The organism is Mesorhizobium sp. M0045, assembly GCF_040323385.1.
In the GTDB taxonomy this organism is placed as follows: Bacteria; Pseudomonadota; Alphaproteobacteria; order Rhizobiales; family Rhizobiaceae; genus Mesorhizobium.
The window spans coordinates 1-15,614 of record NZ_JAMYUY010000014.1 but is presented as its reverse complement, the minus strand read 5'-3'; the positions used below and the strand labels follow the sequence as shown (position 1 = coordinate 15,614).

At 62.4% G+C, this 15,614-nt stretch carries 18 protein-coding genes; 2 read left to right on the top strand and 16 right to left on the bottom strand.

Features of this window, described 5'->3' with window-relative positions:
• Window positions 1–3 precede the first annotated feature (3 nt).
• The 4 genes from NKJ72_RS21050 to NKJ72_RS21035 form a co-directional block, all read right to left on the bottom strand.
• Complete coding sequence (locus NKJ72_RS21050) at window positions 4–267, bottom strand: hypothetical protein (protein ID WP_352479217.1); 264 nt, start codon at window positions 265–267, stop codon at window positions 4–6.
• A gap of 191 nt (window positions 268–458) precedes the next feature.
• The gene (locus tag NKJ72_RS21045; RefSeq protein ID WP_023677728.1) at window positions 459–1,274 is read right to left on the bottom strand and encodes a CDP-alcohol phosphatidyltransferase family protein; all 816 of its coding nucleotides are present in this window, start codon (window positions 1,272–1,274) and stop codon (window positions 459–461) included.
• Window positions 1,275–1,277: 3 nt separating this feature from the next.
• Window positions 1,278–1,976 carry a phosphatidylserine decarboxylase gene (locus tag NKJ72_RS21040; protein WP_352479216.1) on the bottom strand — a complete coding sequence of 233 codons (699 nt, stop codon included), beginning with the start codon at window positions 1,974–1,976 and terminating at the stop codon, window positions 1,278–1,280.
• Window positions 1,977–2,103: 127 nt separating this feature from the next.
• Window positions 2,104–3,450 carry a DMP19 family protein gene (locus NKJ72_RS21035; RefSeq protein ID WP_352479215.1) on the bottom strand — a complete coding sequence of 449 codons (1,347 nt, stop codon included), beginning with the start codon at window positions 3,448–3,450 and terminating at the stop codon, window positions 2,104–2,106.
• Between the two features lie 210 nt (window positions 3,451–3,660).
• On the opposite strand from NKJ72_RS21035, the gene NKJ72_RS21030 reads away from it, so the two are divergent.
• Window positions 3,661–4,527 (top strand): SMP-30/gluconolactonase/LRE family protein, encoded by an 867-nt coding sequence (locus NKJ72_RS21030; protein ID WP_352479214.1) that lies wholly within the window; start codon window positions 3,661–3,663, stop codon window positions 4,525–4,527.
• A gap of 5 nt (window positions 4,528–4,532) precedes the next feature.
• Here the strand turns inward: NKJ72_RS21030 and NKJ72_RS21025 are convergent, their stop codons facing one another.
• The 4 genes from NKJ72_RS21025 to NKJ72_RS21010 form a co-directional block, all read right to left on the bottom strand.
• Window positions 4,533–4,880: an antibiotic biosynthesis monooxygenase gene (locus NKJ72_RS21025; RefSeq protein ID WP_352479324.1), complete on the bottom strand. Its 348-nt coding sequence runs from the start codon at window positions 4,878–4,880 to the stop codon at window positions 4,533–4,535.
• Between the two features lie 88 nt (window positions 4,881–4,968).
• Window positions 4,969–6,855 carry an ABCB family ABC transporter ATP-binding protein/permease gene (locus tag NKJ72_RS21020; protein WP_352479213.1) on the bottom strand — a complete coding sequence of 629 codons (1,887 nt, stop codon included), beginning with the start codon at window positions 6,853–6,855 and terminating at the stop codon, window positions 4,969–4,971.
• Window positions 6,856–6,875: 20 nt separating this feature from the next.
• Window positions 6,876–7,229 (bottom strand): ArsR/SmtB family transcription factor, encoded by a 354-nt coding sequence (locus NKJ72_RS21015; RefSeq protein ID WP_352479323.1) that lies wholly within the window; start codon window positions 7,227–7,229, stop codon window positions 6,876–6,878.
• 81 nt (window positions 7,230–7,310) lie between these two features.
• Window positions 7,311–8,738 carry a LysM peptidoglycan-binding domain-containing protein gene (locus tag NKJ72_RS21010; protein WP_352479212.1) on the bottom strand — a complete coding sequence of 476 codons (1,428 nt, stop codon included), beginning with the start codon at window positions 8,736–8,738 and terminating at the stop codon, window positions 7,311–7,313.
• 113 nt (window positions 8,739–8,851) lie between these two features.
• Between NKJ72_RS21010 and NKJ72_RS21005 the strand changes: the two genes are divergently transcribed.
• On the top strand, window positions 8,852–9,463 hold the full coding sequence (locus NKJ72_RS21005; protein ID WP_254820219.1) for an LOG family protein: 612 nt from the start codon (window positions 8,852–8,854) through the stop codon (window positions 9,461–9,463).
• 132 nt (window positions 9,464–9,595) lie between these two features.
• Here NKJ72_RS21005 and rarD read toward each other — a convergent pair whose 3' ends face one another.
• The 8 genes from rarD to NKJ72_RS20965 form a co-directional block, all read right to left on the bottom strand.
• Window positions 9,596–10,528, bottom strand: coding sequence for an EamA family transporter RarD (gene rarD / locus NKJ72_RS21000; protein WP_352479211.1), 933 nt, complete (start codon window positions 10,526–10,528; stop codon window positions 9,596–9,598).
• A gap of 153 nt (window positions 10,529–10,681) precedes the next feature.
• Window positions 10,682–11,221 (bottom strand): hypothetical protein, encoded by a 540-nt coding sequence (locus NKJ72_RS20995; RefSeq protein ID WP_352479210.1) that lies wholly within the window; start codon window positions 11,219–11,221, stop codon window positions 10,682–10,684.
• A 4-nt stretch (window positions 11,222–11,225) separates the two neighbouring features.
• Window positions 11,226–12,848, bottom strand: coding sequence for a citramalate synthase (gene cimA / locus NKJ72_RS20990; RefSeq protein ID WP_352479209.1), 1,623 nt, complete (start codon window positions 12,846–12,848; stop codon window positions 11,226–11,228).
• The gene (pip, locus tag NKJ72_RS20985) at window positions 12,845–13,801 is read right to left on the bottom strand and encodes a prolyl aminopeptidase (protein ID WP_352479208.1); all 957 of its coding nucleotides are present in this window, start codon (window positions 13,799–13,801) and stop codon (window positions 12,845–12,847) included. Before pip ends, cimA begins: the two co-directional genes overlap by 4 nt.
• Entirely contained in the window at window positions 13,798–14,274 is a 477-nt protein-coding gene (locus tag NKJ72_RS20980) for a GFA family protein (protein ID WP_352448982.1), read from the bottom strand. The genes pip and NKJ72_RS20980 overlap by 4 nt, the downstream gene beginning before the upstream one ends.
• Window positions 14,271–14,762, bottom strand: coding sequence for a GFA family protein (locus NKJ72_RS20975; RefSeq protein ID WP_352479207.1), 492 nt, complete (start codon window positions 14,760–14,762; stop codon window positions 14,271–14,273). Before NKJ72_RS20975 ends, NKJ72_RS20980 begins: the two co-directional genes overlap by 4 nt.
• A 6-nt stretch (window positions 14,763–14,768) precedes the next feature.
• Window positions 14,769–15,155, bottom strand: a complete 387-nt coding sequence (locus NKJ72_RS20970; RefSeq protein ID WP_352479206.1) for a VOC family protein — start codon at window positions 15,153–15,155, stop codon at window positions 14,769–14,771.
• Complete coding sequence (locus NKJ72_RS20965) at window positions 15,152–15,559, bottom strand: endonuclease domain-containing protein (protein ID WP_352479205.1); 408 nt, start codon at window positions 15,557–15,559, stop codon at window positions 15,152–15,154. The genes NKJ72_RS20970 and NKJ72_RS20965 overlap by 4 nt, the downstream gene beginning before the upstream one ends.
• Between the last annotated feature and the right edge of the window lie 55 nt (window positions 15,560–15,614).

Genomic DNA, 15,614 nt, shown 5'->3' with positions numbered 1-15,614 from the left:
ACTCTAGAGGACCACCACCGACAACAGCAGAATGACGCCGACGGCCATCATCAGCAGGCCCGGCCAGTTCTGCGACAGGCCGAGAAAACGGAGCCCGCGTCGTCGCGGCTCCAGAGTCGGACCTGGTGTTGCGAGATTGGGGGTCGGACTATCCGGCGCGGTGGAGACAGCGGCCGGCTCACTAAGCCGCCCGCGCATGATGGCCGCAACCGCCATATAGACGAGGCCGGCGACAGTCAGTAACGCGCCGATGAGGATGACAGCCATTTCTCCTCGTTTCCGATGGTTTTGCGCCCAATGCGGCAGCTTGCGCGACGTTGACGACGTATCACGACCAGCCGCTCAAACGGACCTACCAACACAAACGGTCTGGCCGCCCAGCAAGTTCCGAAAACGGGTTTTTGAGGTGCGTTCCACAGCGCCGCGTGCTCTGCGAGCCGCTCCCAAGTCAAAATCCGTCAGCCAATGTCCGACGACGGCACCTTCTCGCCTTCGCGCTTGGCGCGTCTCGAATAGGCGCGCACGCTGAACGGCAAGAAGACCAGGTAGCCGGCAACCGAGGCCGTCAGCGTATACCAGGGATAGGTCATCAAAAGCAGGACGTAGAGAACGACTGCGAGAATGATCGGCAGCACCCTGTCGCCCGGTATCCTGACGCTCTTGCCGGAATAGACGGGCAGTCTGCTGACCAGCAGGAACGCCACCAAGATTGTAAAGCCGGTGGCAATGAAGGCCGCCAGGCGGCTGGGTTCAAGCCCAAGCCTGAGGAAGAACAGATAGAGCGGCAGCATCACCAACACCGCACCCGCCGGCGCCGGCACGCCGACGAAATATTCGGTCTGCCACTGCGGACGGTCGAGCTCTTCGTCGAGCACGTTGAAACGGGCAAGCCTCATCCCACAGGCGATGGTGAACAGCAGTGCGGCGATCCAGCCCGGCGAACCTGCCCTGTCGAGTAGAAAGGCATAGAGCACCAGCGCCGGTGCCACGCCGAAATTGACGATATCGGCCAGCGAATCCATCTGGGCGCCGAATTTGGAAGTCGCCTTCAGCATTCGCGCCAGACGGCCGTCGATACCATCGAGGAAGGCGGCGAGCAGCACCATCACCACCGCTGGCTCGAAGCGGCCCTCGAAGCCGAAGCGAATACCGGACAGGCCAGCGCAGATGGCAAGCACCGTGACAAGATTGGGCAGCACCATGCGCATCGGGATTTCGCGAATGCGCGGCCCTCCGCCGCCATGCGCCTCGAATTTCTTGAACGGCGGCGCCACCGGTCAGGACACCCGCACGAGCGGCGTTGCAGCAACGCCGCCGAATTCCGCCAGCACCGTCTCACCGCCAACCGCGGTCTGGCCGACGGCGACACGCGGCGTCGCGGTCGAGGGCAGGAATACATCGACGCGCGAGCCAAAGCGGATCAGCCCGAAGCGCTCGCCGGTGCCGATGGCGCCGCCAGGCTCGGCCCAGCAGACGATGCGCCGCGCCACCAGGCCGGCAATCTGCACCGCGGCGACCGTTCCATTGGGGCTTTCGATGACCAGCCCGTTGCGCTCGTTCTCGGTGCTTGCCTTGTCGAGTTCGGCGTTGAGGAATTTTCCTGGCCGATGCTCGATCCTGGAAATGCGGCCACGCACCGGAGAGCGGTTAACGTGGCAGGAAAAGACGTTCATGAATACCGAGATGCGGGTCATTTCGCCGCCGCCGAGGTTAAGCTCGCGCGGCGGCACGGCCGGGCCAACCGCCGAGACGATGCCGTCGGCCGGGCTGACAACCAGCCGGTCGTCGATCGGCGTGACACGCTCGGGATCGCGGAAGAAATAGGCGCACCAGGCCGTCAGGATGAGACCGATCCAGAACAGGGTCGAGGAGAAATAGCCAAGAAAGAGCGTCGCCGCGCCGAACGCAGCGATAAAGGGATAACCCTCGCGATGGATCGGAACGAACGCATTCTTGATCGTGTCGACGAGGCTCATGGGATCAGGACAACCTTGGTTCCAAGTCCGGCCTCAATAGCGGAAACACCCCGCGGTCGCAACGCGACAATGGGAGCGCTCGGGGGTGGCGGTCGCCGCCGTCTCAGAACGGCCAAGCGGAATCCACTCAGGCACCCGCTGCTGCCGCTTGGTCGAAATACTCCTCGAGCTCGCGCCGATCGGCCTCCGCCAGGCTCTCTTCGTGGCTGCCGCGCAGCGCGCCGCCTTTCGGGGTCGACTGGAGGAAGAATACATGCCCGTCGGCCATAACCACCCAGTTCACAACTGCGCCGCCTTCCCTAGGCACCACCGAGTTCGCCGAGACGACAGCATCGGTCGGATCGAACCCGGCCCTGCGTAGCAAGAGGTCGACAGCGACCGGCGCATGATAGGCTGCGGCCAATTCGAGCACCGTTTCTATTGCCTGCGCTTCAACACGGGCAAGTCTCTTGCCGACGCGCGGGGCGCCGGCAGCGAATGGATTCTCGCCCGGACGCGCGACGGACGGATCCTTCGGGGCGATATATTCATAGACGGCCGCATGCGTGGGCGTGGCGACGGCTAGACGCGGCTCCTTGGCATTGGTGCGCAGCTGAAAAGCCAACAGTTTTTCGCCCTCGACGTCCAGCACCCTTGCCATGCCGAGCGCCAGCTTGACCTCCGGCCTAGGCGCCTCGGCGCATGCAAGGCCGACGCCGACATCACGCCAGCCCGTCATTTGATTGACCAGCTTGCCAACAGAACGATGGAGTAGCCTCGGCTCGCGCCGGGGATTGGCCATGGCCAGTTGATGGATGGCTTCTCGGTAGTCGGCATCCTCAACGATTGCGAGTTCAGGCCACGAGTTTATCCAGCGCGCCGATAGAGCGAGCATCGATGCGGCCTGATCGGCTTGGTAGAATAGACGGTCGAGAGTACTGAGCTTATCGTCAGTACCTCCTTCGAAGCCTGTCTGTTCCTCAGTCTCCTCGGGGTGCTCCGCGACCCAGGCAGCCATTTGGTCCAAAGTCGCCAGTTGTCCGTGCGCGCCCATCTCAGCGAGGGCAGTGCGTGCGTCGGCAATGACGGTGTCGAGTTCTTCGCCAGAATTATAGATGAACTGGCTATGGCCGCCATTGTTGACCTCAGCCAAATAGTCATCGGCATGACAGGCCTGCATTGCCTTGGGGCTGATTTCCGTGGAACGGTAAAGGCCTTGCGCGACCATGGCTTCGACGAATTCTCTGACGGCTACAATGAGACCGAAAGGATTGTCGGCCGCGTCTTCCACGACTGAGCGCGGCACGATCACCGAAGATGATGGCTTGCCTGGGGATGACTGTTTGGACCGAGTCGGTGAAATGGTCGCTGATCGCTGAAATTTCTTCTTAGCCCAGCCGGAAAATCTTTCAAACACGCCAAACGCCCTCCCTGCTTGCCACAACAGGATTCTGCGGGCCAACGTGATTCTTGCATTTGACTTTCCCGTCCGCAAGCACCGGCCGGTTATACTTCATTGAAGAAGAATGAGTGAAGGCGCACGGCGCATCGCGCGGTTCCGTGCGGCTACTCAGGTCAAATATAAACGACGCCGTCGCCATCCTCATTGTCGGAACGCAGCACTCTCGCCCGTCCTTGGCAAGACAGCGCCTCTCATCGGCCTTTTCGGCCATGACGATTTGCGCAACCCGGAGGTTCTCGGCCCATGCAGAAATCAGCAGCTAGGCAAGTGCAAGTGGTGATGAACGGCTTGGCTTTCGGCGAGTCACCGCGCTGGCACGATGGCCGGCTGTGGTTCTGCAACTGGGGTACGGGCCAGATCATCGCCGTTGACGTCCTAGGCAACAGCGAGATCGTGCTCACCGTGCCGGCCACCCTGCCCTATTCCATTGACTGGCTGCCGGACGGGCGCCTGCTTGTCGTGTCCGGCCGCGAAGGGCTGATCCTCAGGCAGGAGGCAGACGGGACATTGGTCACCCATGCCGATCTGAGACAACTATCAAAGAGCCCGTGGAACGAGATCGTCGTCGATAGGCGCGGCAACATCTATGTCAATGGTGGTGGGCCTGCTCCGGGTCCCGGCCAGCATTTCGGCCCCGGTGCCATCGTGCTGGTAGCGCCTGACGGCTCGGTTCGGCAGGTGGCTGAGAACCTCGCCTTCGCCAATGGCATGGCGGTGACGCCTGACAACAAGACGCTGATCGTTGCCGAGTCCCACGCCAACCGGCTGACCGCCTTCGACATCGCTGCCGATGGCGGCCTTTCCAACCGCAGGATCTGGGCCAATCTCGGCAACGGTTTTCCCGACGGCATCTGCCTCGATGCCGAAGGTGCGGCCTGGTATGCCGATGTTCCGAACCGGCATTGCGTGCGGGTGCGCGAGGGCGGCGCGATGCTCGAAAGCGTCGATGTCGACCGCGGCTGCTTTGCCTGCATGCTCGGCGGCAGCGAGGGAAAAACGCTGTTCATCGTTGCCGCCGAATGGCGCGGCTTCGAACATATGATCAGCGATGCCCGTACCGGCCAAGTGCTCAGCGTCGACGCTACTGCGCCGGGCGCCGGCTGGCCGTAAAGAGCTTACATCCCGGGAATCCGCTGATAGTTGGCAATATCGGCCTTGACGCCAAGTCGCGCAATGGTCCCCTGAGGATTGAAGCCGCTGCGCTCATGCGCAGCCTTGATGATCGGCACCACCTTGTCGACAGCGGCCTGCCCTTCCCATTCGACAATGGTCACGAGGTTGAACTCGCCCGGCCCCGAGAATTGCTCAAGCAGGAAATCCTGGACGAACCCTTGCTGCTGGCGCAGCAATTCATGCGTCATTCGGACCTTGGCAAGAATCTCCTCGCGGGCGTTGGCCGGAACGACAAACTTGTCCACCCGGAATACGCTGCCGCCGCTAACTGCCTGATTTATCCCATTCATGTCGATTGTCTCCGTTTTTGAACGACGCATCTTGCTGCGATCCAAAACGGCCTACGATCTCAACTTAAGTTGAGGTCAAGCACGATTTTCAGCTCACCTCCGAGGTGCGGCGGCGAACGACGACGCCGAACTCGTCACTTTCGCGGGCAATGCGCAGCCGCTCCTCGGCCTCGCTTGCCTCGCGCTGGCGGTCCCACATCGATGCATAAAGGCCGCGCTTGGCCATCAAGGCGGCATGGGTGCCGCGCTCGGCGATCTGGCCGTCCTGCAGGACGATGATTTCGTCGGCCGAAATCACTGTAGACAGCCGATGGGCGATGACGAGGGTGGTGCGGCCCTGGCTGACCAGGTCGAGTGCCGCCTGGATCTCCTGCTCGGTGTGGCTGTCCAGCGCCGAGGTCGCCTCGTCGAGCATCAGGATCGGCGGAGCCTTCAAGATGGTGCGGGCAATCGCCACCCGCTGCTTCTCGCCGCCGGAGAGTTTCAGCCCGCGCTCGCCCACCATTGAGCGATAGCCGTCGGGCAGCCGCTCGATGAACGGTCCGATCTGGGCCAGTTCTGCTGCCTTGCGCACATCCTCCTCGCTGGCGCCGATGCGGCCGTAGCGGATGTTGTAGGCGATGGTGTCGTTGAACAGCACCGTGTCCTGCGGCACCATGCCGATGGCGGCGCGTAAGCTCTCCTGCGTCACGTCGCGAATGTCCTGGCCGTCGATCAGAACCTTGCCGCGCTGGATGTCGTAGAAACGAAACAAAAGCCGCGAAATGGTCGACTTTCCGGCTCCGGAGGGACCGACAATGGCCACCGTCTTGCCTGCTGGCACCTCGAAGCTGATACCCTTCAGGATTTTGCGGTTGGGGTCGTAGGAAAAATGCACGTCACGGAACTCGACATTGCCGGCGCTGACGACCAGTGGCTTGGCGCCCGGTCGATCGACGATCTCGCGCTTGACGTCGAGCAGATCGAACATGTTTTCGATGTCGGTCAGGCCCTGGCGGATTTCGCGGTAGATCATGCCGATGAAATTCAGCGGCACCGAAAGCTGCATGAGCATGGCGTTGACGAAGACGAAATCGCCGACGCTCTGTGTGCCTGCCTTCACCTCGAGTGCCGACAGCACCATGACGACGGTCATGCCGATGCCGAAGATCACGCCTTGGCCGAAGTTCAGCCAACCAAGCGAAGTCCAGGTCCTGGTCGCAGCCACCTCATAGCGCGCCGTGGAACGGTCGAAGCGCTCGGCCTCCATGGCTTCGTTGTTGAAATATTTGACTGTTTCGTAGTTGAGCAGCGAATCGATCGCCTTCGTGCTGGCTTCATTGTCGCTGTCGTTCATCTCGCGGCGGATCGAAATACGCCAATCGCTCGCCCTGACGGTGAACCAGACATAGAGCCAGACCGTGACCGCGATCACCAAGACGTATAGCCAGCCATAGGTGACGGCGAAGATGCCGGCGGTGAGCGCGAATTCCACGATCGTCGGCGCAGTCGCCAGCATGGTGAACCGGACGATCGTCTCGATGCCTTTAGTGCCGCGCTCGATGACGCGCGACAGTCCGCCGGTGCGCCGTTCGAGGTGGAAGCGCAGCGATAATTCGTGCATGTGCACGAAGGTACGGAAGGCGAGCCGGCGCACGGCATGCTGGCCGACCCGTGCAAACAGGGCGTCGCGCAACTGGTTGAAGCCGAGCTGCACCAGCCGCACGGTATTGTAGGCGACGACCAGCATGACCGGCGCCAGCAGGAAGGCCGGCAGCGGCGGCGGCGATTTGCTATCGCCGGCCAGTGCGTCGGTCGCCCATTTGAAGAAATAGGGTCCGGCCACCAGGGTCAGCTTGGCAACGACCAGCAGCACGGTGGCCCACACCACCCGGGCCCTCAGGTCGGCGCGGTCGGCCGGCCACATGTAGGGCCAGAGATTGCGCAACGTTCTGAAGGTCGAGCCGGAATCGGCGGAAACGGTTTTCTCGGCCATTCTTGTTTACCTTTTATATCTTAGCGGCCGGAGCAGCAGGAATCGACCAGCGCGGCCAGCGATGCCGAAACATCGGCGAGCGCGGCGCGGTCGAGCTCATAGCGCGAGCGCTGGCGGTCAGGCTCGAAGCGGATCAGCCCGGCCTCGACCAGGATCTTCAAATGCTGGGAAACGGTGGACTGCGCCAGATCGAGATGCTCGACGACCTCGCGACAGCAGCACGAACGGCTGGCGGAAAGGTGTTTGAGAATTTCGATCCGCGCCGGATGCGAAAGGGCCGCGAGCCGGACAGCGACAGCGCGGCTATCCGGCGTGCATTTGGCCGGCGTGCAGTTGGCCGGCGCGCGTTCATCTGCCGCCTGGCGTCGGTCCATTACGGGGGGAGATTCGATCATCGTGCATCGGCGATAAACGATGACTGGCCCTGTCGCAAGCTATCCTGATGGGCAGAACGGCTACTCGGTCTTGACTGGCGCCGTCGTCATCTGGTCGCCCATTGCCTTGAGATCGGCGGGCTCGCCTTCCTTCGATTTCTCCGGCACCTTGAACACCTGCCCCGGCCAGATTCGGTTCGGATTGCTGATCTGGTCCTGGTTGGCGAGATAGATGGTCGAGTAGCGCATGCCTTGGCCATAGACTCGCCGCGAAATCCGCCACAGCGTGTCATGGCGGCGGATAATGACTGCGCCATCGGCATGTTCGAGCTTAGGAGCGACGGTCTCGGGAGTTTCGCCCGAAGGCGTTGTCGCGGCCATTTCGGCCGGGGCCTCGGTGGCGGGAGTGGGGGTTGCGGGCGTTTCGGCGGCTGTTGCCGGTGTAGCCGGCGCGGCTTTGGTCGCCGGAGCATTCGGCTCGGCTGGTTTTATCTCGGCAGGCTTAGGCTCGGCGGGTGCGACGGCGGCAACCGCCTCGCCTGGCTCGCGCTCGAACGGCACGGCGGCACGGGCCACCACCCTCACGCCGTCGGCGTCGAGCGCGTCGACATGGATGGTGTAGGTGCCGACCGGGATGTCACGTGTCGCTTCGACCAGGAAGTGGCGGTCGGGCGAGGTCTTCGCGTCGCCGAGCAGGATATCGTTGGCATAGGCGCGCACCTTGCGGCCGGGATCAGTGACGCCGGCAATGAAAATCTTGTTGCCGTCGATTTCGACGGCTTCGACGACGATCTTGGGCTCCGCCGCGGGAGCAGCAGGCGCTGCCGGTGTGGCGGGCGCCACCGGAGCCGGCGCGGCTTCAATGGCGGCCGGCGCGGCGGCGGCCGGCAATTCGGTGCCGGGGGCAGGCAGCGCGGCATCAGATTTTGCCTCAGGGGCCGGAACAGTGAGCAATTCGGACGGCTTGCCCGGCTCCTCGACCATTGCCAGCACCTGGCCGGTGGAATTCCGCGGGATCGAAACGACGGCGGTCTGCGCCGAGGCGGTCACGACATTGCCAGCCGTCGAGCGCAGCGTGATCGTATAGTCGCCGGGCTTCAGCGGATCGTCGAGAATAATGGCAAAGGCGCCGTCGGGACCGGCGACCGTCGAGCCGAGCACAGTCGAACCGTTGAGAATCTCGACCTTGGCGTTGGGCGCCGCATTGCCGGCGACGACGATCGAGCCGTTGCTTTCGACGCGCACGATGTCGAAGGTCGGCACGATTGCACCTGCTGCGGTCGGCGCAGCGGGCGCTGCCGCATCGGTGGACGCCGCGGGCGCAGGCGGCAGCCGCCCCTCGGTCGCCGGAGCGACCGGTTTCGAAGCCGGCGGCGTCAGCGCCGCGACCTCTGCAGGCCGGGTAGAATTGAGATACGGGTCGAGCGCGCCCGACAGATAGGCGGTTCCCGCCGCGGCGACAGAGCCGCCAGCCGCGAACAAAAACGCCTTCAACGGATTAATTGCCATGTTTCCCTGCCCCTTAGCCACCTAATTCGGTCTAGCCTGTTTTACCAAATCCGACAAGAAAAAGCCCGCCCCAGGGCTTGACCATGCCAATAGTCCCTATCACCAATCATAACATGAACACGATTCGATCTGTCTGCGTCTATTGCGGCTCGTCCCCGGGCCGAGATGAAACTTATATCAAGGCCGGACATCTGCTTGGCCGCTCGATCGCCAAGTCCGGCCTGCGTCTGATTTATGGCGGTGGCACTAAAGGGATCATGGGTGCCGTCGCTGAAGGGGCATTAAAGGCCGGCGGCAAGGTAACCGGCATAATTCCACGTTTTCTGATCAACCGGGAGGCGACCGAAACCGCGCTTAACCGGCTCGACGAGCTCGTCATCACCGACAATATGCATGAGCGCAAACATAGGATGTTCGAGAAATCCGACGCCTTTGTGGCGTTGCCCGGCGGCATCGGCACGGTCGAGGAGATCGTCGAGATCATGACTTGGGCGCAACTCGGCCACCACCGTAAGCCGATCGTCTTCGGTAACGTCGGAGGGTTCTGGGATCCGATGCTAGCGCTGCTCGACCACATGGCAACGGAAGGTTTCATCCACACGGCGCAACGGGTGAAGCCGCTGGTGGTCGAGGATCCGGAAGCAATCGTCGCCGCCATCATGGTGGCGGGATCGTCCGTCGACGCTCCGACGGAGGGCGTACAGTCGGTGATTGATAAGATGTAGAGTGAATAGTGAATAGTGAAACATAAGACGTTCCAGACCGCGCCTGTCTATCCACTACTGACTATTCACCATTCATTCCTTTCCCTACTGCCTTCCTTAAATCCGCAATGACCGGCCAGCCGCCTTTCTTCGTTACGCGGCTCGAGCGGCTGCGGCGACGGTCTTGCGCACCGAAGAAAACATCGACCAGGAGTACATCGCCAGTGCCGCCCAGATCAGCCCGAAGGCTATGGCCTGAACACTGCCGAAGGGTTCGCCGAAAATCAGCACCGCGATCAAAAAGACGATCGTCGGCGCGATATATTGCATGATGCCGATGGTGGAGAGGCGCAGCAGCCTGGCGCCGAACGCAAACAACAGCAGCGGCACGGCGGTGACCGGCCCGCAGCCGATCAGCAAGGCGGTGTCGTTCAACGAGCTGGAGACGAAATGATCCTGTCCCGTGGCGATCAGGAAGATGATGTAGCCGAGCGCCGGCACCGACAGCAGCAGCACTTCAAGCAGGAAGCCCTGGCTCGGGCCGATTGGCAGCGTCTTGCGGAAGAAGGCATAGGCGGCAAAGGAAAAGGCCAGCACCAGCGACACCCAAGGCAGCTTGCCGGCGTCGATGGTCAGTACCCCGACGGCGATTGCCGCGAGCACCACCGCCACGATCTGCAGGCGGTCGAGCCGTTCGCCGAGCAGCAGCGCGCCGACAACGACGCTGACCAGCGGGTTGATGTAGTAGCCAAGCGCGGTCTCGATGGTGCGGTCGACCGCGATCGCCCAGACATAGATGCCCCAGTTGACCGAGATCAGCGCCGCCGTCAGCACCGCCATCGAAATGATGCGCGGCGAACGAACTGCCGCTTTGAAATCGGCAGTGCGACCGGCCCAGACCAGGACAGCGGCCGCGATCGGCACCGACCAGACGATGCGGTGGGCGATGACTTCGGCCAGCGGCAGATGCGCGACAGCCTTCATGTAGAAGGGCAGCAGCCCCCAAAGCAGGTAGGCGCCGAGCGCCAGCAGGAAGCCGCGACGAGCTTTGGTGTCGGCCTCGATGTGAAGTGCTTGGGTAGTCATGGGCGAAGGCTATGCGCCAGCGGCTTGCCCAAAACCATCGCAAATTGCTGATGGATCAATGGAGTCTCGCTGATGGTTCAACCCGACCACCAAACATTGAACAATCGCGCCGTGTACGAGAGGTAAAAGGCCCAACCAACACGACATGCGGTCTCAACGCTGAGCTGGTTTCTCGTTAAGTTCGAAAAAGACGCTGTCGGGCGAACCCTCATCGTGCCTGAAGCCCGTCAGCTCTGCCGCAAGATCGAGGGGAAGGTCAAAAACGAAATCGACCTCGGAACCCTTGGTATCTTCTTCATCCTGTTTGGAAAAACACTGCTGCTTCAGCGCTTCGAAAGAAGCGGGGAGATCACCCGTGACATGCAAGTCCCTCACAGTCTTGTCACCGCTGTGCCAGACTTTCCAAATGTTCCTTCCGTCGCGCCAGAGCTCGGCGCGGGCGAACATGACATGCTCTTCTATGTGCGCGATAACCACTTCCCGCCCTTGCGAGATCGCAACCAGATATTGTTGAGGTGGGTTTGGGAAGCTGCAGGGATCGAGAATGATAATCGCCCAGTTCTTTTCGCTGGCATAGGCATTCACTGGCGCTTCGAAAATCTCCGATGAATCGCCAATTTCGCGCCCGAACAAGGCCGCAGCTTCCTTTATTTCATAACCACGAAAACCAAGCCAGCTTATCGAGAAGCCCATCTCCCTACTCCGCCGCGGCCAATCCCGCCATGTCGCGGTTCTTCATCAGCTTGTAGACGATCGAATCCATCAGCGCCTGGAACGAAGCATCGATGATGTTTTCGGAGACGCCGACCGTCCACCAGCGCGCGCCGGTGCCGTCATGCGATTCGATCAGCACGCGGGTGATCGCCTCGGTGCCGCCATTGAGGATACGCACCTTGAAGTCGGCCAGCTCGAGATCGGCGATCTCGCTCTGGAATTTGCCGAGATCCTTGCGCAGTGCAATGTCGAGCGCGTTGACCGGGCCATGGCCTTCGGCGACCGACATCTTCTCCTCGCCCTCGACCAGCACTTTCACAATCGCCTCCGAGACCGTCTTCAGCTGGCCGTTGGCGTCGAAGCGGCGCTCGACCATACAGCGGAACGAGGTGACGCGGAAGAATTCCGGCAGGCCATGCAGCATCTTGCGCGCCAGAAGCTCGAAACTGGCGTCGGCGCCTTCGTAAGCGTAACCCTCCGCCTCACGTTCCTTGACCACGGCGATCAGAGCGTCGAGGCGATGGTCATCCCGGGGCACGTCGATGCCGCGCCGCTTCAGCTCGGCGAGGAAATTGGCCTTCCCACCTTGGTCGGAAACCATGACGCGGCGGCGGTTGCCGACAGTCTCTGGCGGCACATGCTCGTAGGTCGCCGGCTCCTTGGCCAGCGCCGAAGCATGGATGCCGGCCTTGGTGGCGAAAGCGGAGGCGCCGACATAGGGCGCCTGCGCTTCGGGCGCGCGGTTCAGCAACTCGTCGAAGGCGCGGGACAGACGCGATATACCGGTCAACGCCTCTGCCGAAATGCCTGTAGCAAAGCGGCCCGAAAAGGCCGGCTTCAGCGCCAATGTCGGCACGATCGAGATCAGATTGGCGTTGCCGCAGCGCTCGCCGATGCCATTCAGCGTGCCCTGGATCTGGCGCACGCCGGCCTCCACTGCGGCAAGCGAATTCGCCACCGCCTGGCCGGTGTCGTCATGGGCGTGGATGCCGAGATGGTCACCCGGTATGCCGGCGGCGATCACCTTTTCGACGATGGCACGCACCTCAGAGGGCTGGGTGCCGCCATTGGTGTCGCACAAAACCACCCAGCGCGCGCCGGCTTCATAAGCCGTTCTGGCGCAGGCCAGCGCATAATCGGGGTTGGCCTTGAAGCCATCGAAGAAATGCTCGCAGTCGACCATCGCCTCCTTGCCGGCAGTGAGCGCCGCCTCGACCGAGGTCCTGATCGCCTCGAGGTTCTCCTCATTGGTGCAGCCGAGCGCGACGCGGACGTGGTAGTCCCAGCTCTTGGCGACGAAGCAGATGGCGTCCGATTTCGACTGGACCAGCGCCGCAAGCCCAGGATCGTTCGAGATCGACACTCCTGCCCGTTTGGTCATGCCAAAGGCAACAAATTTGGCATCGGCCGTGCGACGCTCGGCAAAGAAGGCGGTGTCGGTTGGATTGGCGCCGGGGTAGCCGCCCTCGACGTAGTCGATGCCGAACTCGTCCAGCAGCTTGGCGATGGCGATCTTGTCCTCGACGGAAAAGTCGATACCCGGTGTCTGCTGACCATCGCGCAGCGTGGTGTCGAACAGATAAAGGCGCTCGCGAGCCATGGTCATTTCCCGGCAAACATGTCCGTTGCGCGGATCAGCCTGTCGAGGATGCCCGGCTCCGAATAGGCGTGGCCGGCGCCTTCGATCAGATGGAAGTCCGCTTTCGGCCACGCCTTGTGCAACGCCCAGGCATAGCGCGCCGGGCACGGCATGTCGTAGCGGCCGTGAACGATGGTACCCGGGATATCCTTAAGCTTCCATGCATCGCGCAGCAGCTGTCCCTCTTCCAGCCAGCCGGCATGGACGAAATAGTGGTTCTCGATGCGGGCGAAAGCCAGGGCATAATCATCCTGGCCGAAGGGACCGCTGGTTTCCGGTTCCGGCAGCAGCGTGATCGTCTCGCCCTCCCACAGGCTCCAGGCGCGGGCGGCCTCGACCCGCGCCACAGGATCGCTGCCGACCAGCCGTTTGCGGTAGGCGGCCATCATGTCGCCGCGCTCAGCCTCCGGAATGGGCGCCAAAAACCGCTCCCACTTGTCGGGGAACATCTCCGAGACGCCGAACTGGTAGTACCATTCGAGTTCGGCGCGGGTCAGCGTGTAGATGCCGCGCACGACCAGTTCGCTGACCTGCTCGGGGTGGGTCTCGGCATAGGCCAGCGCCAACGTCGAACCCCACGAGCCGCCGAACACCAGCCATTTGTCGAAGCCGCACATTTTTCGCAGGCGCTCGATGTCGGCGACCAGGTGCCAGGTGGTGTTGGCTTCGAGCGAGGCATTGGGCGTCGATTTTCCGCAGCCGCGCTGGTCGAACAGAACGAGGTCGTAGAGCTTCGGGTCGAACAGCCGCCGGTGCTTTGGCGAAATGGTGCCGCCCGGCCCGCCATGCAGGAATACAGCCGGCTTGGCCCCCTTGGTGCCGGAGCGCTCCCAATAGACCTGATGGCCATCGCCAACGTCGAGCATGCCGGACTCGAAAGCCTCGATCTCGGGATAGAGGGTACGGAATTCGCTGCTCATAATTTCAGGCCCTGCTGCGGCCAGTTGGCCGTCTCGTGATCGGGATGCTGGAAGGAGATGATGGATTCCTGTCGCGCGTAGAAATCCGGGTCGTCATGGATCGGCGCGTCGAAGATCGTCTCGACCCAAGGCAGCCTGGCGGCGTAGTTGACCTGGATCTGCGGCGCCAGATCGGAACGGTCGTCGAAGGCGCCGATGGCGATCTCCAGCGCGCCGGGCTGGCGGTAGGTCAGCGGTGTGCCGCAGCGGGCGCAGAAGCCGCGATCGATGTTGACCGACGACTGAAAGTAACTCGGCTCCTCGCGCACCCATTCGACGCCGTCGCTCGGCACTGTCACCAGCGCGCCGAAAAACGACCCGAACTGTTTCTGGCACATGCGGCAATGACAAATGGACGGGCGGCCGAGCGCCCCGTGGATGCGGAAGCGCACGGCGCCGCACTGGCAGCCGCCGGTACGAACGGTTTCGGTCATGATTTTTCCTCCGGCGGCCATTGTTCGGTGTCGTGGTCGGGATGCTGGTAGGAGACGAGGTCGGCGAGATAGGAGGCAGACGAGACGTCGGCCATCGTTTCCTCACCGGGCAATTCGTGAACATGATCCACATAGGGGAGCTTGGCTTCGACACCCCATTGGATCGTCGGCGCAATCTCCTCGGGGTGGTCGAATGCGGCGATGGCGAGCGCCACGCCATCGGGCGCTTCGAAGGTCAGCGGCGTGCCGCATTCGGCGCAGAAACCGCGCAAAGCCGCGTTGGACGAGCGGAAGCGTTTGGGCTCACCGCGCGTCCAGTCCAGCCTAGCGCCGCGCACCGAGACCAGCGGCAGGTAGAAATTGCCGCTCGCCTTCTGGCACATGCGGCAATGGCAGACGGAAGCATCGCCGAGCGTGCCTTCGACGCGGAAGCGCACCGCGCCGCACTGGCAGCCGCCTGTATACACCGGTCTGTTGTCGAGGCTCATCACGCCTTACTCCGGAGCATGGCAGACCGCCTCGACATTGTTGCCGTCGGGATCGAAGACGAAGGCGCCATAATAGTTCGCATGGTAGTGCGGGCGCAGGCCCGGCCCGCCATTGTCCTTGCCGCCGGCGGCGATCGCCGCGGCGTGAAAGGCATAGACCTCGGCTCGACTGCGCGCGGTGAAAGCGACATGCTGATGATCCTTCGGCTTGTCCTTGCCGGCATGCAGCCAAAACACCGGCCGGTCGCGGCCGTAGCCGCCGACCTTGGCGCCGCCGCTATATTCCTGCGGCACCATGTAAAGCAGCGAGGCGCCGAGCGGCGCCATCGCCCTGTCGTAAAAAGCCTTCGACGCATCGAAATCCGAAACAGTGATGCCGAGATGATCGATCATGGAACTACCTCCGTTGCTGGCTCGCCTGCCAACACGTCGGCGCCAGTCAGGCCGGCCACGATCACGATGTGCTGGCAGACATTGTCAATATCGCGAACGACGTCGTCGTTCCAAAAGCGCAGGATGGTCCAGCCGCTGGCATTCAAGTACGCGCTTCGTGCCTCGTCACGCTGGACGCTTTCGGGATCCGCGTGCTGGCTGCCGTCAACCTCAATGATCAAGCTGTGTGTCGAGCAAGCAAAGTCGATGATGTAAGGTCCGATCGGCACCTGCCGGCGAAAGCTCATCCCCATCAGCCGATGGGCGCGCAATTCGTTCCAAAGCTTCAACTCGGCATCGGTCATGCAACGGCGCATAGATTTTGCATTCTTTCGCTGACGCGATGGAACGAGGTCGTGACCCATCAAGCACCCTCGCCTTCGCGATTGGCGAAATCATCGACGACAGCCAATCTCCCCC